Origin of the sequence: Uliginosibacterium aquaticum (assembly GCF_012972705.2) — a bacterium.
In the GTDB taxonomy this organism is placed as follows: domain Bacteria; phylum Pseudomonadota; class Gammaproteobacteria; order Burkholderiales; family Rhodocyclaceae; genus Uliginosibacterium; species Uliginosibacterium aquaticum.
Genome location: NZ_JABCSC020000003.1, coordinates 279,432 through 300,362 on the forward strand (window position 1 = coordinate 279,432; position 20,931 = coordinate 300,362).

General features: G+C 66.0%; 18 protein-coding genes. 13 read left to right on the plus strand and 5 right to left on the minus strand.

Features of this window, described 5'->3' with window-relative positions:
- Positions 1-9: 9 nt before the first annotated feature.
- Genes HJ583_RS12655 through HJ583_RS12675 form a run of 5 tightly spaced genes read left to right on the plus strand, consistent with a single transcriptional unit; the run spans position 10 to position 5,235 of the window.
- Positions 10-513 (plus strand): NADAR family protein, encoded by a 504-nt coding sequence (locus HJ583_RS12655; protein WP_170022260.1) that lies wholly within the window; start codon positions 10-12, stop codon positions 511-513.
- Positions 510-2,222, plus strand: coding sequence for an NAD+ synthase (locus HJ583_RS12660; protein WP_170022261.1), 1,713 nt, complete (start codon positions 510-512; stop codon positions 2,220-2,222). Before HJ583_RS12655 ends, HJ583_RS12660 begins: the two co-directional genes overlap by 4 nt.
- Before the next feature lie 10 nt (positions 2,223-2,232).
- Positions 2,233-3,252 carry an NUDIX domain-containing protein gene (locus HJ583_RS12665; protein WP_170022262.1) on the plus strand — a complete coding sequence of 340 codons (1,020 nt, stop codon included), beginning with the start codon at positions 2,233-2,235 and terminating at the stop codon, positions 3,250-3,252.
- 25 nt (positions 3,253-3,277) lie between these two features.
- Positions 3,278-4,297 (plus strand): SPFH domain-containing protein, encoded by a 1,020-nt coding sequence (locus HJ583_RS12670; protein WP_101940710.1) that lies wholly within the window; start codon positions 3,278-3,280, stop codon positions 4,295-4,297.
- 2 nt (positions 4,298-4,299) lie between these two features.
- A complete protein-coding gene (locus HJ583_RS12675) occupies positions 4,300-5,235 on the plus strand; it encodes a diacylglycerol kinase catalytic domain-containing protein (protein WP_170022263.1) in 936 nt (311 codons plus the stop codon).
- 20 nt (positions 5,236-5,255) lie between these two features.
- On the opposite strand, the gene HJ583_RS12680 is transcribed toward HJ583_RS12675, so the two are convergent.
- Together HJ583_RS12680 and HJ583_RS12685 are read right to left on the minus strand one after the other, a co-directional pair.
- On the minus strand, positions 5,256-5,951 hold the full coding sequence (locus HJ583_RS12680; RefSeq protein WP_170022264.1) for a DsbA family protein: 696 nt from the start codon (positions 5,949-5,951) through the stop codon (positions 5,256-5,258).
- A gap of 95 nt (positions 5,952-6,046) precedes the next feature.
- The gene (locus HJ583_RS12685; RefSeq protein WP_170022265.1) at positions 6,047-6,919 is read right to left on the minus strand and encodes an MBL fold metallo-hydrolase; all 873 of its coding nucleotides are present in this window, start codon (positions 6,917-6,919) and stop codon (positions 6,047-6,049) included.
- A gap of 104 nt (positions 6,920-7,023) precedes the next feature.
- Here HJ583_RS12685 and HJ583_RS12690 point away from each other — a divergent pair, with 104 nt between their 5' ends.
- The 3 genes from HJ583_RS12690 to HJ583_RS12700 all read left to right on the plus strand — a co-directional run bounded on the left by HJ583_RS12690 (position 7,024) and on the right by HJ583_RS12700 (position 10,450).
- Positions 7,024-7,911 carry a LysR family transcriptional regulator gene (locus HJ583_RS12690; protein ID WP_170022266.1) on the plus strand — a complete coding sequence of 296 codons (888 nt, stop codon included), beginning with the start codon at positions 7,024-7,026 and terminating at the stop codon, positions 7,909-7,911.
- Positions 7,912-8,000: 89 nt separating this feature from the next.
- Entirely contained in the window at positions 8,001-9,914 is a 1,914-nt protein-coding gene (locus tag HJ583_RS19135) for a linalool dehydratase/isomerase domain-containing protein (protein WP_170022267.1), read from the plus strand.
- Positions 9,915-10,051: 137 nt separating this feature from the next.
- Complete coding sequence (locus HJ583_RS12700; RefSeq protein WP_170022268.1) at positions 10,052-10,450, plus strand: diacylglycerol kinase family protein; 399 nt, start codon at positions 10,052-10,054, stop codon at positions 10,448-10,450.
- A 90-nt stretch (positions 10,451-10,540) separates the two neighbouring features.
- Here HJ583_RS12700 and HJ583_RS12705 read toward each other — a convergent pair whose 3' ends face one another.
- Positions 10,541-11,428 (minus strand): LysR family transcriptional regulator, encoded by an 888-nt coding sequence (locus HJ583_RS12705; protein ID WP_170022269.1) that lies wholly within the window; start codon positions 11,426-11,428, stop codon positions 10,541-10,543.
- A 104-nt stretch (positions 11,429-11,532) separates the two neighbouring features.
- Here HJ583_RS12705 and HJ583_RS12710 point away from each other — a divergent pair, with 104 nt between their 5' ends.
- From HJ583_RS12710 to pelA, 5 genes are all read left to right on the plus strand, one after another.
- Positions 11,533-12,498, plus strand: coding sequence for a DMT family transporter (locus tag HJ583_RS12710; RefSeq protein ID WP_170022270.1), 966 nt, complete (start codon positions 11,533-11,535; stop codon positions 12,496-12,498).
- A gap of 112 nt (positions 12,499-12,610) precedes the next feature.
- Entirely contained in the window at positions 12,611-14,632 is a 2,022-nt protein-coding gene (locus HJ583_RS12715; RefSeq protein WP_170022271.1) for a PEP/pyruvate-binding domain-containing protein, read from the plus strand.
- A 43-nt stretch (positions 14,633-14,675) separates the two neighbouring features.
- On the plus strand, positions 14,676-15,689 hold the full coding sequence (locus HJ583_RS12720; protein ID WP_170022272.1) for a zinc-binding alcohol dehydrogenase family protein: 1,014 nt from the start codon (positions 14,676-14,678) through the stop codon (positions 15,687-15,689).
- A 292-nt stretch (positions 15,690-15,981) separates the two neighbouring features.
- Positions 15,982-16,896: an amino acid ABC transporter substrate-binding protein gene (locus tag HJ583_RS12725; protein WP_170022273.1), complete on the plus strand. Its 915-nt coding sequence runs from the start codon at positions 15,982-15,984 to the stop codon at positions 16,894-16,896.
- 218 nt (positions 16,897-17,114) lie between these two features.
- Positions 17,115-18,467, plus strand: coding sequence for a pectate lyase (gene pelA / locus HJ583_RS12730; RefSeq protein WP_170022274.1), 1,353 nt, complete (start codon positions 17,115-17,117; stop codon positions 18,465-18,467).
- A 62-nt stretch (positions 18,468-18,529) separates the two neighbouring features.
- Here the strand turns inward: pelA and leuE are convergent, their stop codons facing one another.
- Positions 18,530-19,174 (minus strand): leucine efflux protein LeuE, encoded by a 645-nt coding sequence (gene leuE / locus HJ583_RS12735; RefSeq protein WP_170022275.1) that lies wholly within the window; start codon positions 19,172-19,174, stop codon positions 18,530-18,532.
- 640 nt (positions 19,175-19,814) lie between these two features.
- On the minus strand, positions 19,815-20,387 hold the full coding sequence (locus tag HJ583_RS12740) for a cytochrome b (RefSeq protein WP_170022276.1): 573 nt from the start codon (positions 20,385-20,387) through the stop codon (positions 19,815-19,817).
- Positions 20,388-20,931 lie beyond the last annotated feature (544 nt).

Consider the following 20,931-nt stretch of genomic DNA (forward strand, 5'->3'; position numbering starts at 1 on the left):
AGTAGCCCGATGCGCCTTACTCCGCAGATGCTGCTGTTCTGGCGAGCCAACGAGATCTACTCGAACTGGTACCCCAGCGTGTTCGAGATCGATGGGCAGCGCTTCAATTGCGGCGAGCAGTGGATGATGTTTGCCAAGGCCCGCCTGTTCGGCGATGCAGAGATGGCTGCGGCGATCCTGGCCGAAGTCCATCCGCGGCGGCAGAAGCTGCTGGGTCGCAAGATCCGCGGTTTCGACAGCGTGCGCTGGTCTGATGAGTGCGAGGCACTGGTGGCCATCGGGCTGCTCGAGAAATTCCGTCAGAACCCGGCGCTGGGCGAAGCCTTGCTCGCTACCGGCGAGCGCCTTCTCGTCGAAGCCAGCCCGGACGATCCGATCTGGGGCATCGGGCTGGAAGAGGAAGACCCGCGCGCGCTCGATCCCACCCAATGGCAAGGTGAGAACCGCCTCGGCAAGGTGCTGATGCAGGTGCGCACCCGCTTGCAACAATTTTCAGGCAGATCCTGTTCATGACATCCGGCTTCAAACTCACCCTCGCACAGATCAACCCGACCGTTGGGGACATCACCGGCAACTGCGCCCTGATGCAGGCCGCGGCCAACCGGGCCCAGGCTGCAGGCGCCAGCCTGGTGGTCTTCCCGGAACTCTCGCTGACCGGTTACTACCCCGGTGACCTGCTCGACGAGCCGGACTTCCTTGCCCGCATCGAGCAAGGCCTGGCGGACCTGTTGGCCGTTACCCGCAGCACGCCGGGTCTGCACTGGGTGGTGGGGGCGCCGCAGCGTCGCGAGGGGCCGGGCAAGGCACTGCAGAATTGCCTGCTGGTGCTGGCCGATGGCGCGGTGCGCCTGCGCTATGCCAAACAGCTCCTGCCGACCTACAACATCTTCGATGAACGCCGCCACTTCGAACCGGGGCCGGACCTGGCCCGCGTGTTGCGCGTGGGCGGCCAGCAGGTCGGCTTCCTGATCTGTGAAGATGGCTGGAACGATGAAGGGCGCGACTATGCAGTGAACCCCTTCGAGCGCCTGGCCGATGCCGCGCCGGATCTGGTCGTATCGATCAACGCCTCACCCTCCAGCATCGGCAAGCATGCCCTGCGCCGCAAGCTCTTCGCGGCGGCGAGCGCTCGCCATCAACTGCCGCTGGTGTACGTGAATCAGGTCGGCGGGCATGACCAGATCATCTACGACGGTTCTTCCTTCGCCGTGGAGCCGCAGGCCGGCGTGGTCTTCGAGGCGGAGCGCTTCAGCGAGGCCATCCGGACCCTGACTTTCGACGACGGCCATTTCTGCGAGGCCAGTGGCGCCCGCCTGCCACCCAGCAGCGATGAAGGCCTGCCGGCGATGGAGTTCTACCGTCGCCAGATCGTGCTGGGCCTGCGCGACTACGCCCGCCGCTGCGGTTTCACGCGAGCTGTGGTCGGCTCTTCCGGCGGGATCGACAGTGCCCTGACCCTGGCGTTGGCAGCCGAGGCGCTGGGGGCGGAGAACGTTGTCGGCATCACCATGCCCTCGAAGTTCTCCAGTGCCGGCAGCGTCGATGATTCCGTTGATCTGTGCCGCAATCTCGGCGTGCGCCTGATCGAGCATCCGATCCGCGATCTCGTGGCCACTTACGGTGAGGGCTTCTCCGCGGCCTTCGAGGCGCCACTGCAGGGCCTCACGCTGGAGAACCTGCAGGCACGCGTGCGCGGAACCATCCTGATGGAATATTCCAATGCCTTCGGCCACCTGCTGCTCACCACCGGCAACAAGAGCGAGATCTCGGTGGGCTACTGCACCCTGTATGGCGATACCAACGGTGGACTCGGGCTCATTGGCGATCTCTACAAGACCGAAGTCTTCGAGCTGTGTCGCCACCTCAATGCCGCAGCAGGCCGGGAGCTGATTCCGGTTGCGATCATCGACAAGGAGCCCTCCGCCGAACTCGCACCGGGTCAGCGCGATACCGATAGCCTGCCGCCCTATCCGGTGCTGGACGCGATCCTCAAGCAGCTCATCGAGGGCGAACGCCTCGGCGAGGATGAGCGCGCCGCCGTGGCTGCCGCCTTCGCCCGGCAGCAGGCCGGCGAGGAGGGGAGGGCGCTGATTTCACGCATCAAGCGCATGATCGCCCGCAACGAATACAAGCGCCGTCAGGCCCCGCCGATCCTGCGCCTGCGCGGGCGTGCCTTCGGCAGCGGGCGGCAGATGCCGATTGCGGCGAAATACGATTTCTGAGGAGAAACAGATGAGTCAATTCGATGCCGCCGTTCTGATCGGCCGCTTCCAGCCCTTCCACAACGGTCATGCCGCCTTGCTCGCCCAGGCGCTGGAAACCGCCCCGCGCGTGATCGTGCTGCTCGGCTCGGCCTTCTCCGCCCGCAATGCCAAGAACCCCTTCAGCTGGGAAGAGCGCGCCGCGATGATGGGCTGCACCTTGAGCGAGGCGCAGCGTGCTCGCGTCAGCTTCCTGCCGATGCGCGATTACTACGACGACGCGCGCTGGGCATCGGCTGCCGCGGCACTGGTCGAGCAGGCGCTCGGCCACAAGGCCCGCGTGGCCCTGATCGGTTACCTGAAAGACGCTTCCAGCCAGTACCTGAACCGCTTCCCGGACTGGGAATTCATCGGCATGCCAAGGCAGGGCGAGATCGATGCCACCGCCCTGCGCCGGATCTGGTTCGAGGGTGAGGATCCGGAGGTGACCCGCGCCTTGCTCGCGCCGCTGCTGCCCGCCGCCGCGCTGCACTACATGCGTGGCTGGGCCGCCTTGCCGATGTTCGCCCATCTGCGCGACGAGCACTTCGCCGTCGAGGAGAGCCGCAAGGTCTGGGGCAACGGGCCTTTCATCACCGTCGATGCGGTGGTCAAGGCGTCGGAACAGATCCTGCTGGTCAAGCGTGGCCGTGCACCGGGCAAAGGCACCTGGGCGCTGCCCGGTGGTTTTCTGGACGGGCGTGAGCGTGTGCTGCAGGGCGCGATCCGCGAACTGCGGGAGGAAACCGGCTTTGGCCTGCTCGATGCCACGCTGGAAGAGGCCTTGGCGGGGACCGCCGTGTTCGATCACCCCGATCGCAGCACCCGCGCCCGCACCATCACCCATGCCCACTTCTTCGACCTGAAGCACACCCGCCCGCCCGAAGTGGAAGGCGCCGATGATGCGGCCGAGGCGAAGTGGTTCCCCATCGCACAACTCGCCGGCATGGAAGGCGAGTTTTTCGAAGATCACTTCAATATCCTCAACCACTTCCTCGCTCTCGTTAACTGAATCCACGATCACGTAAGGAGCATCCATGTTCGGCATCCGCTTCATCAAGGTCGGCCCGACCGACTTCCTGTTGCAGTACAAGAGTGGCAAGGTTGTGCGCGAGGGCGTGGGCTTGTCCTTCTTCTATTACGGCCCGACCAGCTCGCTGGTGCGCGTGCCGGTGGGCAGTGTCGATGTGCCCTTCATCTTCGAAGAGGCCACGGCAGATTTTCAGTCGGTCACCGTGCAGGGCCAGCTTTCCTATCGCGTCACAGACCCGCGCAAGCTGGCCCAGTTGATGAATTTCACCCTGGCGGCGAATGGTCGTGATTACGCCTCAGAGGACCCGCAGAAACTGCCGCAGCGCCTCATCAACCACGCTCAGGTGCTGACCAGTTCGTCGTTGCGCGTGATGTCCCTGCGTGAGGCGTTGGGCGGGGCAGATCGCCTGGTGGGCAGCGTGCGGGTCGGCATGCAGGCTGCCGATGTGATCACCTCGCTGGGCATCGAGGTGCTCGGGCTCTCCATCCTGGCCATCAAGCCAACGCCGGAGACCTCGCGCGCGCTTGAGGCCGAAGCCCGCGAAGCCATCCTGCGTCAGGCGGACGAGGCGGTGTTCGCGCGGCGCAATGCTGCCGTGGAGCAGGAGCGCTCGATCAAGGAGAACGAGCTGAATACCGAGATTGCGGTGGAGAACAAGAAGCGCCAGATCAAGGAAGCGCAGATGGACGCGGAGAAATCCGTGCAGCAGAAGAAGCGCGAGCTGCGCGAAGCGGAGATGGCCACCAAGATCGCGCTGGAAGAGCAGAACAAGGATCTGCTGGCACTCTCCACGGCCAACACCCGCGAGGAGGCTGATGCCAAGGCCTATGGCATTTCGGCCATGATGCGCGCGCTCTCCGAAACCGATCCGAAGGTCTTGCAGGCTCTCACCAGTGCCCGCCTCGATGCGGCGCAACTGGTCGCGCTGTCGTTCAAGGAGCTGGCCGAGAACGCCGGCAAGATCGGTGAGCTCAATATCTCCTCCGAGCTGCTGCAGGGCCTGCTTGAGCGCGAGCGCAACTGAGCATGGAGCGCAGCAGCGAGAACAAGATCGTGCTGGTGACGCGGCGCACCCGGCTTGAAGAGCTGATCCAGCGCTTCAATACCGAGGGGCAGGCGCGCTTCTACGTCGAACATCTCGGTGCGGACTTTTCCGACTATCAGCTGGAGCATCGCCATTACCGTGAAGCGGTGACGGCAACCAGTCAGGCCCTGGCCCGCCACGGACGCCTGCAGGTGCTGGACCGAGCCTTCGTGCCGAACTTCGTGTTTGGCCCGCACGATACGGTCGTCGCGCTGGGTCAGGACGGGTTGGTGGCCAATGTGCTGAAGTATCTCGATGGTCAGCCACTGATTGGTGTGAATCCGGATCCGGCGCGTTGGGAAGGTGTGCTTCTGCCTTTCGTTGTGCGTGATCTGGATCGCCTCTTGCCCGAGGTATTCGCTGCCCGGCGTCCGCTGCATGAGGTGAGCATGGCGCAGGCCAGCCTCAATACCGGAGAGACCCTGTGTGCGGTGAATGACCTGTTCATCGGGCCACGCACGCACACTTCGGCGCGCTACGAAATCAGCTGCGGCGGGGTGACCGAGCGCCAGTCCTCCAGCGGCATCATCGTGTCGACCGGGATGGGCGGCAGTGGCTGGTTGCGCAGCGTGCTGGCCGGTGCCAGCGGCATCGCCACTGCGCTTGGTGGGGATGCGAATGCTGGTGTACTCGAAGACTTTCGCTGGGAGTCTGACTATCTGTACTTTTCGGTGCGCGAGCCTTGGCCCAGCAAGACTTCGGCCAGCAGCATCAGCTTCGGACAAGTCTCACGCGAGGCGCCGCTGATTCTGGTGTCGCAGATGGCTGAGAACGGCGTCATTTTCAGCGATGGCATCGAGAGCGACTACCTGCAGTTCAATGCCGGCACCCGCGCCACCATCAGCCTGGCCGAGCGGCGCGGGATCCTGGTTGGCTGAACAATAGGGGCGCGCCTGCTTCAGGCGTCCGTACAGCCATCCAGCCCGCAATGCGGAATCATTTCTTCCTCGTCCGCTGCCGGCACTTGCTGGCGTAGGGCCGCAGCGAAGGCTTCCGGCTGGCCGAGGAAGGGGCTGACGTCGATACGCGCGAGCGCGCCATCGGCCTGCTCCAGTACCAGGGTCGGGAAGCCCTGGCCGCCGACGCGGGCGAGCCAGTGGCGGCTTTCACGGAAGTGCTGCTCGGTGGCTTCACCCGCGAGTCGCTCGAACGCGGCAGTGAACGCAGCGGCCTCCAGCCCGAGTTCGGCAGCCAGCGCCTGCAGCACGGCTTGATCGGCGATACGGCGGCCCTCGACGTAGTGCGCATGTTGCAGGTGGTGTGCCATGTCCAGCCCCCGCCCTGCGAGTTCCTCGGCAGCGAGGATGGCGGTGGTCGGCGGAGCGGAGTCCATCACGGCCGTGGTGTCACGCAGCAAGCCTTCGAAATAGGCTTCGCCGAAGGGCTGGCCGGTGAGCTGGGCGATGCGGCGGTCGTGTGGCAGCACGTAGTCGCGCCATTGCGGAGTGATGCTGCGCCGGTTGGCGCCGCTCATCATGCCGCCGCCATGCAGGGCGATGCTGAGGCCGGGCACGGCATGCGCTGCGCGGAGCAGCGGGGCGACGGCATAGCACCAGCCGCAAAGGGGATCAAAGATGTAGTGGAGCGTGCTCATGGGGATTTCCTGCGTCTGTTTTTAGTATTCATGACACGCCATTCCCGCTTGCGCAGGAATGGCGGGGCCGGGGCATCAAGTATTGCGCGTTGCGCTCACTGCGGCCACTTCATTTCGCCCTTGATGACCTTGGCCGAAATTTCCAGCGAGGCCGCTTCGCCGGCTTGTGGGTAGCTCGCGCTCATGGCCTTGATCAGGGTGGCGGAGTCCTTGGCCCGGGCGGCTTCCTTTTCGAAGGCCTTGAGGTAATCGCCGGTGTAGCTCACCGCACCGAGGCCTTTGGGCGCATCACCCAGGTAGTGTCCGGGCACCACTGCGGCGGGCTTCAGCGCGGCGATGGCCTTGAGGGTGGCCTGCCAGTCCTGGCGTGACTTGGCGCTCTGCGTGTCGGCCACCCACACATGGATGCCACTGGAGACGACGACGCCCCCGGCTACGGTCTTGAGCGAGGGAATCCACAGATAGCTGCGCTCCGGGCTCGGGCCTTTGAGGCCCTTGATCTGGATGCGCTGGCCTTCGAGCTTGAGCGTATCGCCGGCCAGCACCTCGGGCAGCACCAGCTTCTGCGGCGCATTGTCCTTGAGGATCGGGCCCCAGTAGGCGAGCTTGCTGTCCATGCTGGCCTTGATGTGGGCCACGGTCTGCGGTGTGGCGACGATCTTCGCGGCCGGGAAAGCGGCCTGGATCACGTCCAGCCCGAAGTAGTAGTCCGGATCGCTGTGGCTGATGTAGATGGTGCTGAGGGTCTTGCCGCTGGCCTTGAGCTTCTGCACCAGGGCTTCGGCATCGTTACGCTGGAACTGGGCATCGATCAGGATGGCTTCGTGCTCGCCACTCAGAATGCTGGAGCTGACCGGGAAAATGGCGTTCTCGCCGGGGTTGTAGACCTCCAGCGTGAGCGGCGCAGCCTGGGCGGCCGCCGTGAAACCGAGGGTGGCGAGGGCGATGAGGAGAGGCTTGCGGAGCATGTCGGGCTTCCTTGTTCGGGTTGGAGTGAGCGAAGCATAGGTTGCGCAGATCGCGCGAAAAACCCGCTATCCTGCAATGATTGATTGCTTGAATCGGACGAATTGTGGATCGCATCATCGCCGCCGAAGTGTTTGTCACCATCACCGAGCGTGGCAGCCTGATCGCAGCGGCCGAAGCGCTGCAGATGTCACGCGCCATGGTCACGCGTTACCTTGCCGAGATGGAGCACTGGGCCGGCGCCCGCCTCCTGCATCGGACCACGCGCCGCCTCGGCCTCACTTCTGCGGGAGAGGCCACCCTGGTGCGCTGCCGCGAGATGCTGGCGCTGGCCGGGCAGATGCCGCGCGCGGCCGATGCGCTGGCGGATGAACCCGCCGGCATGCTGCGCATCGCCTGCGCGCCCTCACTGGCCCTGGCGAGTCTGGCGGCGGCGGTGGCGGCCTATCTTGCGCGCTATCCGCGCACCGCGATCGATCTGCAGATCGGCAACAAGGTGGTGAATCTGGTCGAGGAGCGCATCGATCTGGCGATCCGCATCACCAATCAGCTGGATCCGAACCTCATCGCCCGCCCGCTGGGCCAGTGCCCTTCGGTGATCTGCGCCGCACCGGCCTATCTGCAGGCGCGGGGTACGCCGCAGCGTGCTGAGGACCTGGCCCTGCACAACTGCCTGACCTACGCCTATTTCGGCAAGAGCCTGTGGAATTTCGAGCGCGGTAGCGAGCAGCTGAGCGTGCCGGTGAGTGGCAATCTCAGCGCCAATGATTCGGTCGTGTTGCTGCAGGCCGCCGTGGAAGGCGCGGGCATCAGTATGCAGCCGGTGTATTCCGCCGCGTCCCTGATTGCCAGTGGCAAACTGGTCGCCCTGCTGCCGCAGGAAGTGCCACAGCTGTTGGGCATTTACGGCATCTACAGCTCGCGCCAGCACCAGTCCGCCACCCTGCGCACGATGCTGGACTTTCTGGCGAGCTGGTTCGCGCGGCCGGGCTGACTTCACACCGGGCTCACACGCGCCTCACACAGGCCGGCCAGACTGGGCGCCTGTCCTGATGCCTGTCCTGATGCCTGTCCGGAGTCCGTGTGAGCCCCTGCCTGTTGCCCGATCGTCGTCTGCCCTGTGGCCCGCTGAGCCTGTCACGCCTGCTGCGGCTGGGCGCGATCTATGGCCTGCTGTGCCTGAGCGGTGCGGCCCTCGCCGGGGGCGCAGGCGAGCGTTTCTGGCAGGTCTTCGGCCTCGGCCTGATCCTGCCTGGCGGCGGTTTCTTTGCACGTGCCGATTGCGCCTCCGCAGTGGGGCTGCTGCAGGCAGGGCTGTTCGTTGCCAGCCTGCTGATTTTTGCCGCGGCGTGCCTGCTTTGGTTCGCCACCGGCAATCTGCTGGCGCCACCGGTGGCCTGGCTGCTGGCTGCACTGACGGCCGCGTGGATGCAGCCCGGCGGGGCCAGCGCGGATTCACTGCGCGAGCTTTGCCTGCTGGTGCTGTGCGGTTTGCTGAGCGCGCTCCTGCTGAGCGTGCTGCATGCCTGGCGTGGCCGCCGGCAGCGGGTACAGGCCAATCATGATCTGGTTCATGAGGCCGCAGCGCTTGCCTGCCGGTTCGAGCGGCCCGCCGAAGTCTTGCCCGCCGAGCTGAGCCCGCAGGAGCTCAAGCTGATGGGCTTCGTGCTCGACCGAGCCCTGCAGCCGATGGCTGAGTTCGAGGGTTTCGAATGGCGCGACCAGTTCCAGACCGCGGCCGTGCGCTACCAGCTGCACTTCATGGGCTACGCCCTGGCGATGGCGCGCAGCACCCGCCTGCCGGCCTTCAGCGGCTACCTCGATGAGGCCCAGCAGAACCTGATCCACAAGCAGGCCGATCACCGCGTCTGGCGTTACTGGGCACTTGAAAACCTGTGGGGCAACCTGCGCCGCGATCCAGACCCCATCGCGCGCGAAAACATCATGTACACCGGTTTTCTGGCCACCCAGATGGCGCTCTATCAGGCGTCCTCCGGGCGCCGCGAGTTTGCCCGGCCCGGCAGCCTGCCGCTCAGGCATCCCGATAGCAGGCTTTACCAGGCCGATCTGCCGGCGCTGACGGCTGCGCTGCAGCGCGGCTTCGGAGACTCTCCCTTCACCCTGATGGCTTGCGAGCCGAACTGGATTTATCCGCTCTGCAATGCCATCGGCGTAGCCGGCATCCGGGCCTGCGATGCCCAGCGCGGGGAGCGGCACTGGGCCGGCCTTGCCGCGCGCTTTCGCGCCTCGCTTGAAACCGAATTCATCACCCTTGGCGGGGCCTTCGTGCCCTGTCGTTCGAGTCATACCGGGCTGGCCTTGCCGGGCATCGGCGGCGCCATGCCGCAGGCCTTGCCGAGCTTCTTCCTGAACGCCAGCCTGCCGGACATCGCCCTGCGCCAGTGGCTGCTGCTGCGACGCAGCCTGCTCGATGCGCGCGGAGCCCTGCGCCTGACGCGCTTCTGGTCGATCGATACCGGCAACTACGGCCACTCGCCGGCTGCGGCCCTGGCGGCCACGGCGCTCGCGGCGGTGGAGATGGGCGATCGCGAAGTCGCCGGCTTGTGTTTCGAAGCCCTTGAGCAGACCTGCCCGGCACGGGACGAGTCCGCGCAGGGCGGCCCATTCTGGCGCCCGCGCGCCTCGGTGTGGGCGCATGCCGTGGAGCTGATGGCGCGCACTGGTGAGGCAGGGGCTTTCCGGCGCCTGGTCACTCAGCCGAGCCTGCCTGCCCGCCAGCCGCATATCAGCCGCGCCGCCTATCCCGAAGTGCGGGTGGCACGTGCCGTGCAGCATGGCGGTGTGCTCATGGCTACCCTCTATCCGGGTTTGCGCCCCGGCCTGCAGACGCTCGATCTGGCCGGGTTGCGGCCGGGCCAGATCCATCTCTGCAGCGGCTGTGTCGAAACCCGGGTGCGTGCCGATGCGCAGGGTGCGGCGCGCGTGACGGTGTCGCTCGACGCGCGCCGCGAGATCCTGATCCAGCCCTACACCTGAGGAGACAGAAATGGCCTGTTGCGTATTGATTGCCGCTGCCTGCGGCCTCGTGCTGGCGGCCTTGCGCGCCTTGCCGGGGCGTACTCGGCGTACAGCGCCGGACCCGCTGCGCTGGCAGCCCGCACGGAGGCCTCCACATGCGCCGCGCTGAGGGCCGGGCGGATGGCCGCTTCTCGCTGCGGCAGCGCCTGCGAAGTTTCCGTTACGCCGGCAGCGGCATCGCCTTCATGTTGCGCACCCAGCACAACGCCTGGATCCATCTCGCCTGCACGCTGGCGGTGGGTGCGCTGGGGCTGGCCTTGCGGATCAGCGCGGCGGACTGGCGCTGGCTGCTCGTGGCAATGGCGCTGGTGTGGCTGGCCGAGCTGATCAACACCGCCATCGAGTTCGTCTGCGATCTGGTTTCGCCTGGGCATGATGAACGCGTCCGGCGCGCCAAGGATCTGGCTGCCGGCGCAGTGCTGGTTTGCGCGCTGACCGCCGCCGCGCTGGGCGCCCTCACCCTGTGGCCGAGGCTGAGCGCGTTGGCGCTGTGACGGGGCTGGCTGTCGGGGCCGTTGCAGGGCCGGCTTCAGCCGGCGGGGCCTGGGTGGAGTGTGGTTCTGCGGCTGAAGCCGCGGGCGCGCTCAGGCTAGCCGCCCCGGCAGCAGGAAGTCGATGAAGGCGCGGGTCTTGGCGGGCAGCAGGCGATCCGGCAGGGTCACGAGGTGGATCTGGCGTGGCGGCATCTGGCAATCGGCCAGGACCTCGATCAGTTCGCCGCGCTGCAACTCTGCATCCACCAGGTAGCGCGACAGGGCGACGATGCCGAGGCCTTCGAGGGCCGCGCTGCGCATCACTTCAACGCTGTTGACGGCCAGCGAGCCGGCCACTTCCAGCGCCAGCAGTTCGCCTTGCGGGGTGCGCAGCTGCCAGTTGTTGAGGCGGACTTCGCCGGCATAGAAGATGCAGTTGTGGCGCGCCAGCTCCTGCGCCTGGAGTGGTATGCCATGTGTCTTCAGGTAGGCCGGCGCAGCGCAGATCACATAGGGCAGCTCGGCCAGGTGGCGCGCCACCAGCCCGGGCGCCGGGGTGTTGGTGAGGCGGATGGCGATGTCGACCGCACTGGCCGCCAGATCGGCGAGCTGATCGCTCAGCTGCAGCTCGACCCGGATTTCCGGGTAACGCAGCAGGAAGCGCCCGATTTGCGGACCCAGCACGCGGTTGCCCCAGGAATGCGGCGCCGTGATCCGCAGGGTGCCACGCGGCGTGCTGGAGAGTTCCTGCAGATGCGCCTCGGCGCTGTTCATCTCGTCGAGCACGCGGCGGCAGTAGGCATACAGCGCCTCGCCGGCCTCAGTGAGGCTCTGGCGGCGGGTCGTGCGATGCAGCAGGGTGAGGCCGAAATCCTTTTCCAGCGCGCTGATGCGCTTGCTCACCACGGCGCGCGAGCAGCCGAGGCGGTCTGCCGCAGCCGAAAAGCCACCCGCTTCAACCACTTCGGCAAAGCTGGCCATATTGATCAGGCGTTCCATGATTTGCACTCATTAAGAAACAATCATGTTCGACTGTAGCGCTTTTTTGACAGATCGACTCACCCTAAACTGCAGCCATCCCCCGCTGCAACCGAGATCACGCCATGTCCGCCTTCCCGCTCCGTCTGAGTCCCGCTGCCTGGGGCGGGCTCGCCCTGCTGACCGCCACCGTCATGTGGGGCGCCGCCTTCCCGGTCTCGAAAGCCGTGCTGGCCGACATGGACCCGATCAGCATGAGCCTGTGGCGCTATGGCATCGCTGCGCCGATCTTCATGGCCCTGCTGGCCTGGCGCGAAGGCGCGGCCGCCTGGCGCCTCGAGGGCCAGGGCTGGAAGTTGCTGGGCCTTGGCACCTTGGGGTTTGCAGGCTTCAACCTGCTCATGTTCTACGCTGTGGGCATGTCGCGGCCGGAGTTCGGTGCCATCGTGATGGCCCTCCAGCCCCTGATCGCGGTGCTGATCCAGTGGGCCCGCAGTGGCCAGCGCCCGGCGGCGCGCAGTTTCGTGGCCCTGGCCCTGGCGGTGGTGGGCGTGCTCCTGCTGACCACCGACGGCCACCCGGCGCGGCTCACCGAACATGCGGCGCTGCTGCCCACCCTGATGATGATTGCCGGCGGAATGTGCTGGGTGCTGTATTCGATGGGCGCGGCAGCCTTCCCGCATTGGTCGCCGCTGCGCTACACCGCGCTCAGCAGCAGCGGAGGGGCGCTCGGGCTGGTGGCTTTCTGGCTGCTGGCGGGCGTCTTCGGTGCGCTGCGCCTGCCCTCCGCCGCAGCCTTGCCCGCGCTGGCCCCGGCCCTGCTGTTTCTGGTGCTGCTGGCTGCCGTGCTGGCGGTGCTGTGCTGGAATCAGGGCATGCGCCAGATCGGCGCTCAGCGTGGCCTGCTCTTCATCAACGTGGTGCCGCTCACCGCACTGCTGATCGGCGTGCTGCGTGGCCATGCGCTGGGCAATGGCGAGCTGATCGGGGCGGCACTGGTGCTGGTGAGTCTGGTGCTCAACCAGCTGGGCGGGCAGGCCGGGGCCAAGCCTTCCTCAATCCTGCGCCCGGCGCTGGCAACGCCCAAATGAAGGCGCGAGATGGCCGGATCAGTGGCCCGCAGGTGCTCCGGCTGGCAGACCAGTGGCCCAAGGCCGGTGGCATGATGAGGGCCCTGTCATTACCCCGGCATTTTCATTCAGCATGAGCTGCGCTGCGTCCGTTTCCTCCCTGGCTTGCCGCCTCCGCCGAATCGCCCTGGCGGCGCTGTGCCTGATCTCCCTTAGCGCGCTGCCCGCCCAGGCCCAGCTGGCAGCCAAGCCCTCGGCCTTCCGCGCGGCAGGAGAAGTCGATCCCCTGCCGCCGGCAAGCGAGGCCTATCGCCATCACATCAGCCAGCGTGCCGACTTCGATCGCCTGGCGCGGCGCTACAACCTCGGCACGCCGCTGGAGCTGCCGCACCTGCTGTTCCTGATTGACCGCCAGCATGGCGATCAGCCCTACTTCATCAATACCCGACGCTATGGGCTGCATGAGCAATTCCTGACCCGCGGGCCACTCCACCTGCAGCTCGGGCGCGCCGCCATGGCCGCCAACTACCGTGCGCCGGACCGACGCTTCATCCTCGGCACCCTGAGCTGGCAGAACAGCACGCAGCAATGGACCTTCGAATGCTGGGAGGGCGACCAGCTCGATACGAGCCTGCTGCGCACCGCGCAGCAAAGCCTGCAGGCAGCCTTCTTCGCGCCCTTGCTGTTCAAGGCCAACGCGCAGGCCCATGAGCGGGTGGCGACCGCCGCCGGCGTGGCCTTCGTGTCGCAGGAGCAACTGATCCGCGAGCAGGCTTTTCTGCCCCTCAACGAGGGCGTGGCGAGGGGCCGGGTGCGTGTGGTGCCAGCAGGCGGCATCGTGGCCGATGCAGATCCACAGGACATCCTGGTGCTCGACGAAGTGCCGATCAGCCTGCCGCCGGTGGCGGGCGTCATCACCAGCCGTCCCTCCACGGTCATCTCGCATGTCAACCTGCTCGCCAAGGGCTGGGGCATTCCGAATGCCTGGTTGCGCAACGCGCTCTCGGAGCTGTCCGGTTACGACCGGCAGTGGGTGGAACTGCGGGTGACGCGCACCGGCTACACGATCCAGCCGATTCCGCCGCAGACACTGGTCATCGCGCACAAGGCCCGCACGCTGCCGCGGCCCGATCTCAGCCACCAGAGCCTGACGCCACTGGGCCAGCTGCACGCCCGGGATCGCGCGCATTGCGGCGCCAAGGCCGCCAATCTGGGTGAAATCCGCGCAGCAAAGATTCCCTCGGTGCAGGTGCCGGATGGTTTCTGCATTCCCTTTGCGCGCTACGCCGAGTTCATCAAGCGTGCCGACGCCCAGGCCCTGATCCAGGCAGCGCTGGTCACGCCGCACTTTCACGACGATGCCCGCGTGCGCCATGCCGCGCTGGAGACCCTGCGCAGCCAGCTCATCGCCCTGCCGCTACCGGCCGCCTGGCTGGCTGAGTGGCAGGCGCAGTGGCAACAGCAACTGGGCGGCACGGGCGTCTTCGTGCGCAGCTCCTCCAACTCGGAAGACCTGCCCGGTTTCAGTGGCGCCGGCCTCTACACCACCGTGCCCAATGTGCGCCTCGCCGAGGCCTTACCCGAGGCCGTCAAGACCGTCTGGGCCTCGGTCTTCAACAGCGAAGCCTTCGAGGCCCGCCGCGCCGGCGCCATCTCGCTGGAGGCGGTGGCCATGGGCGTGCTCGTCCAGACCGCCATCGATGCGCGCCGCTCCGGCGTCATGATCACCCGTGATCCTTTCGATCCGGCGCATCGCGGCGCCAGCTACATCGCCGCCAAGCGCGGCATCGGCATCAAGGTCGTCGAGGGCCGCCGGATCGCCGAGCAAGTCATGGTCGACGCGCGCAGCGGCGCTGTGCAGTTGCTCAGCCGCACCGACGAACAGAGCGAGCTGACCCTCGATGAATCCGGCGGCGTGCGCGAGCGCGCCATCGACGAGGCCCACCAGCAGCAGGCCGTGCTCGACGAAGCCAGCGCCCGGCGGCTCGCGCGCGTTGGCAGCGCCATCCGCCAATTGTTCCGGGGTCGCGATCAGGACATCGAATGGGCCACCACCGAGGGCGAGCAGATCGTCGTCCTGCAGGCCCGCCCCTATGCAGCCGCAGTGCCCACCCGGCTGGCCACCCAGCCCCCCAGACGCCCCGCCCGAAGCTGACACACGCTTCGCAACATTCCCACCGCAAGCAGGAGAACCGCCCATGAAAGCCGTTGCCTACCAGAACATCCTCCCCATCGAGCACAGCGATGCCTTGCTGGACCTTGAGTTGCCCGAGCCCCAGCACGGCCCGCACGATCTGCTGGTTGAAGTGAGTGCCATCGCCGTCAATCCGGTCGATACCAAGGTGCGCAAGAGCGCGGCCCCGGCGGCGGGCGAGTTCAAGGTACTGGGCTGGGACGCCGTCGGCCGGGTGCTCGCCGTGGGCGCCGAGGTGACGCTGTTCAAGGCCGGCGATCGCGTCTGGTACGCTGGCTCCATCGCCCGCGCGGGTGCCAACAGCCAGCGCCATGTGGTGGACGCACGCATCGTCGGGCATGCCCCGCAGTCCCTGCCGGATGCACAGGCCGCGGCGCTGCCGCTGACTGGCCTGACCGCCTGGGAAATGCTGTTTGACCGCCTCGAAGTGAAGCAGGGCGGCACGAGCGACGATGCCATCCTGATCATCGGCGCAGCCGGCGGCGTCGGCTCGATCATGACCCAGCTGGCACGCCAGCTCACCGGTCTCACCGTGATCGGCAGCGCTTCTCGGCCCGAAACCCAGGCCTGGGTGCGGGAACTCGGCGCCCATCATGTGATCGACCATAGCCAGCCGCTCAGCGAGGAACTCAAGCGCATCGGTATCCCGCAGGTGCGCTACGTGGTGAGCCTCACCCAGACCGACCAGCACATCGCCCAGATCGCCGAATGCCTCGCACCGCAAGGCCGTTTCGGCCTCATCGACGATCCGGCGCCCTTCGACATCAAGCTGCTCAAGCGCAAGTCCGTGTCCCTGCACTGGGAGCTGATGTTCACCCGCGCCCTGTTCAACACGCCGGACATGATCGCCCAGCACCAGATCCTCGACCGGCTCGCCGCCCTGGTCGACGCCGGCCAGATCCGCAGCACCCTCGGCGAGCACTTCGGCCCGATCAATGCGGCCAACCTCAAGCGCGCCCATGCCCTGCTCGAATCGGGCAAGGCCCGCGGCAAGATCGTGCTCGAAGGCTGGCGCTGAACGCAGTGGGGCAGGGCGCCCGCCGGGGCGCCCTGCCGCAGTCGGCACAGCGTGAAAGTACAGGGTGACGGGCTTGGGCGTGCCGCAGCAATGGCCCTTGAGCCAGGGCAGGCTTGTGAAAAATAAGGTTTCACAGAAAGAAGATATACAAGCCGTACGAAAGGGTATGTTTTAGAATCGAACCAGTTCGCAGTTGCTCACCGCCCCGGTTGAGCATGTGCGTTTGCCTGGCGGGCGGATTGATCCGTCTGCACCAGGCCATCTCCTGTATTTTTGAAGATCAAGGTTCCCGATGCTGTACATCCTTTCCCGTCTTTCTTCCGGCCTGGCGATTGCCGGCCTGCTCGTTGCCAGTTCCGTTGCGCATGCCCAGACGCCCGCTGATTCGCTGGCCCGCATTCGCCAGACCCAGACCATCACCATTGCCAACCGCGAAGCCTCGCGCCCCTTCTCCTTCGTCGATGAAAAGGGTCAGGCCAGCGGCTACTCCGTCGAGCTGTGCCAGCGCGTGGTCGAGCGCCTGCGCAAGGATCTCAAGCTGCCCAACCTCAAGGCGCAGTACATCACCGTGAGCGGCGCCGAGCGCATCCCCAAGATCAAGAGCGGCGAAGCCGACATGGAATGCGGCTCCACCACCAACACCAAGGCACGTCAGGAACAGGTCTCCTTCTCCTACACGATCTTCGTGGCCGGCATGAAGATCCTCACCCGCAAGAATTCCGGCATCACCGATCTGCGCACCATCACCAATGGCAGCATCGCACTGAGCAAGGGCACCACCTCCGAGAAGCTCTTCAACCAGCTGCGTGATCAGGAGCTGCGCACCACCGAGCTCAAGAGCTACCCCAGCAACACCGAAGCCCTCAAGGCCCTGCAAGCTGGCAAGGCCGTCGCCTTCCCGCAGGACGACGTGCTCCTCTCCGGCCTGCTGTCCACCCTGCCGGATCGCGATCAATACGCCCTGGCCGGTGACTACCTCTCGATCGAGCCCTACGCCATCATGGTGCGCAAGGACGACAACGAACTGCGCAGCGCCATCGACAAGACCCTCGTCGAGCTCTACGCCAGCGGCGAGATCAACCGCATCTACGACAAGTGGTTCAACACCTCCAGCCTGCAAGTGCCGATGTCGCGCCTCACCCGCGAAGCCTTCACCCGTCCGGCCAAGGATTCCGGCTTTGCCAAGGTGCTCGGCTACACCCTGTAATCACGCATGCAGGCGGCCTCACCGCCTGACGCGCTGTTCGCATCACCCGGAAGGCCTCGCGCAAGCGAGGCCTTTTTGCTGCGCGGCAGTTCAAGATCGCAAGCGGGGCCGGCAGAAAAAAGAAGCCCCCGAAGCCCTCCGCATGGTCAGAATGCGGCTGGGCTGGCCGCAATCCGGCACGGCCCGATCAAACAAGAAACATCCTTGGGAGGAGAACCATGATCACAACACGCCACAGCGTGCTTGCCCTGCTGCTTTGCGCCGGCCTCAGTGCCTGCGGGGGCGGCGGCAGCACATCCGCCAGCACATCCAGCAACCCGGCGAGCAGCAGTGCCGCCAGCAGCGCAGCGGTTTCGAGCTCGGCTGCCAGCAGCAGCGCGAACCGATCCACCACCAGTAGCTCCAGCAGCAGCGCCGCGGTCAGCAGCGCAGCTCCGATCCTCAGCCAGAGCGGCAACCCCGCCAGCGGCGAGATGACGACTTACCAGATCCTGCTCAGCACCACCGGCGATGCAGCGGCCAAGCTCGCTGCAGACATGGCCAAGGCCGACATCATGCTGACCTGGCAGACCACCGAGGGCGGCTTCTACAAGCACCTCACCGACTACAAGAACACCGCCAGCACGAGCAAGACAGCCCTGTACACGGTGGCTTATGTCTCGGGCAGCAAGTCCTCCAGCTGGCTGGGCGTGAATGATGAGAGCCTGGGCACCATCGACAACGACGCCACCACCTCGGAGCTCTTCTTCCTGGCCGACGTTTACAAACGCAGCGGCGACACCAAGTACCGCGATGCGGCCCGCAAGACGCTCGATTTCCTGCTCCTGATGCAATACCCCTCGGGCGGCTTCCCGCAAGTCTACCCGGCGCGCAAGGCAGACACGCCCTATTCCAACTTCGTCACCTTCAATGACGACGCCATGGCGCGGGTGATGCTGGTGCTCGATCAGGTCGCCAAGAAGACGGCCCCGCTGGATGCCACCGACCTGTTCACCGCCGACCAGTACGCCAAGCTGGCCACCGCCATCGACAAGGGCGTGGACTACATCCTCAAATCCCAGATCGTGCAGAACGGGGTGAAAACGGTGTGGTGCGCCCAGCACGACCCGGTGAGCTACGTGGCACGTGAGGGGCGCGCCTATGAATGGCCCTCCAAGAGCGGCAAGGAATCGGTCGGCGTGATCGGCTATCTGATGAGCCGGCCGCAAACTGCCGAGATCAAGGCAGCCGTGCAGGCCGGTCTGGCCTGGTTCCGCAGCAGCGCCGTGCAGGTGGCCAACACTGCCTACATCAATCGCGCCTCCGGCAGCACCGACATCACTTACAACCCGATCCAGACTCAGGCGGGCAGCGTGATGTGGTATCGCTTCTATGATCTGGACAAGGATGTCGGCTTCTTCAGCGGCCGCACCCCGAACGGCAGCGATTGCAGCACCCCGGCCCCCTTCGCCACCTGTACCGGCAAGCAGTACGACATCATGGCCATCGAAGCCGAGCGTCGCTACGGCTACTCCTGGGGCGGCGCCTACGCCTCCAGCCTGCTGAGCTACGCCACATCGGTCGGCTACTGAGCCACTGCAAGCGCATGAAAAAGGCCCCGCCAGTGCGGGGCCTTTTTTCTGCCTGCTGCCGATCAGCTCAGGCTGGCCGTGGCCAGCTTCATACCGAAGCCCAGAAACACCCCGCCCACGCTCGCCGTACCGGCAGCAGCGAGGCGCTGGCGGCTGCGGAACTGGGCCGCCAGATAAGCCCCGCCGAAGATCAGCGCCGAGAGATACAGCGCGCTCAGGATCTGCAGGATCACGCCCAGGATCAGGAAAGCCACCGCCGGCTGAGCCGCCTGCGGATCCACGAACTGGATGAAGAAGGAAATGAAGAACAGGATCGCCTTCGGATTCATCAGGCTGATCACCAGCGCACGCTGGAAGGGCTTCGAGGCTTCCGCCTGCGCTTCGCCTCCTGCCGGCGCGTCGCCACGCCAGTTCGCCAGCGCCTGGCGCAACAGGCTCAGCCCCACCCAGCCCAGATAAGCCGCCCCCGCATACTTCACCAGCATGAACAGCGCCGGATGCGTCTTCAGCAAGGAGGCCGCGCCGGCTGCCGACAGGATCATCAGCACGGTATCGCCCAGGAATACCCCGCAGGCGCCGCAATAACCCGCCGCCACGCCCTCGCGTGAGGCCACCGCCATCACATACAGCGAATTCGGGCCGGGCAGCAGCACGATGAACAGCGCGCCCAGCGCATAGGTCCAGATATCCGTCACACCGTAAAACATGCCTCACTCCTGGAGCAGAAAAACAGCCGAAAGCTTACGCCTTTGTCCGCCGTCCCGGCCGGCTTCAGCCGGCGGAGCCCGGGGTGGCGTGGGGCAGATGCGGCTCAAGCCGCACCTACAAACCCCAACCCGTCTCCAACAAATGCCCTGTAGGGCCGGCTTCAGCCGGCGGGGCTCGGGGTGGCGTGGGGCACATGCGGCTGAAGCCGCACCTACGAAAACCCACCCATCTTCAACAAATGCCCCGTAGGGCCGGCTTCAGCCGGCGGGGCCCGGGGTGGCGTGGGGCGCATGCGGCTGAAGCCGCACCTACAAAAACCCCACCCGTCTCTGATCAATGCCCCGTAGGGCCGGCTTCAGCCGGCGGAGCCCGGGGTGGAGTGGGGCAGATGCGGCTGAAGCCGCACCTACGAAAACCCACCCATCTTCAACAAATGCCCCGTAGGGCCGGCTTCAGCCGGCGGAGCCCGAGGTGGAGTGGGGCAGATGCGGCTAAAGCCGCACCTACAAACCCCCAACCCGTCTCCAACAAATGCCCTGTAGGGCCGGCTTCAGCCGGCGGGGCCCGAGGTGGCGTGGGGCAGATGCGGCAGAAGCCGTACCTACGGCAACCCCACCCAGAGCCACCCCGTGACCGCCCTCAGGCGTCCCGCCCCTCGGTCTGCGGCACGCCACGGCGCTGTGGCCGCGGCAGATCGAAGCCCATCCGCGAGAGCAGGCCATCCTTCAGGATGAACTGGTGAAACAGCGCGCCGCCGATGTGCAGCACCAGCGCCCCGCTCAGCACACAGGCCCCCACCACATGCACCGTGAACGCAAACAGCGACACGATCTCCGCCGGGAACGCCTCCCCGCGCAGGGCCATCAGCGGCAGGCCGGTCTGCAGTGCCATCGCTGCGCCGCTCACGATCATTGTCAGCACCAGCAGATCCAGCCCGCGGTGCACGATCCCGGCCAGCACATCGGCCCAGCCCATGCCGGACGAAAGCCCCGGCAGGCGCTTGCTGCGCCGCCGCCAGAACAGGCGCAGCAAGGTGCCGCCGCAGATCAGCACCCCCACGCTCATGTGGCGCAGGGCCGAGGCCATCTTCTCCGGATCTTCGTCCGGAATCTGCGACATGATGAAAGTGCTCATCACCAGCGCGGCGGTGACCATGAGTGCCACGGCCCAGTGCAGGACCCGGATGACCCAATGATGTCGTACTGCTTCCATGATTCTTCTTCCTTGTCTGAATGGTTCAAAGTCGGAGCCGTCACACACGGAAGGAATCGCAGAAGCTACAGACACACCGGGGCCTCAAAGCGGAATGAGGCCCCCGAAAAAAGGCATGAGAAAACGGGAATGGGCGGCGCTCATTCCCTTCAGGAGCAGGAAGCTCCTGATTGCTACAACGGCTGGGGAGGGCGCCGGCGGCCTGTCATCCTGCGCAGCGGGTTCAGGCAGAACCGGCCGGCACGCAATTCCACCTGATTCGCTACGACTGGCAGTACCAACTCCTGGCCGGGAACCACGGTGATTGCCATGCATGCATGGTGAACAGCACCGCCCTACACCACGCAGCCACCATGCCAGAGGCCATGCCCGATAGCTTATACCCCGCCTGCGGGAATCCGCATGAGCCGGAAACGGCCACGGCACAAGGCCTCCGGGGGTGATGGTGGCGTGCAACGAGACCGGTTCTGGCCTCTGCAGTGACAAGAGCGGGCCGGGCAGCCCCCCAGGCTGCGACGTCAGGCGCCACAAGCTTGTCGCCAAG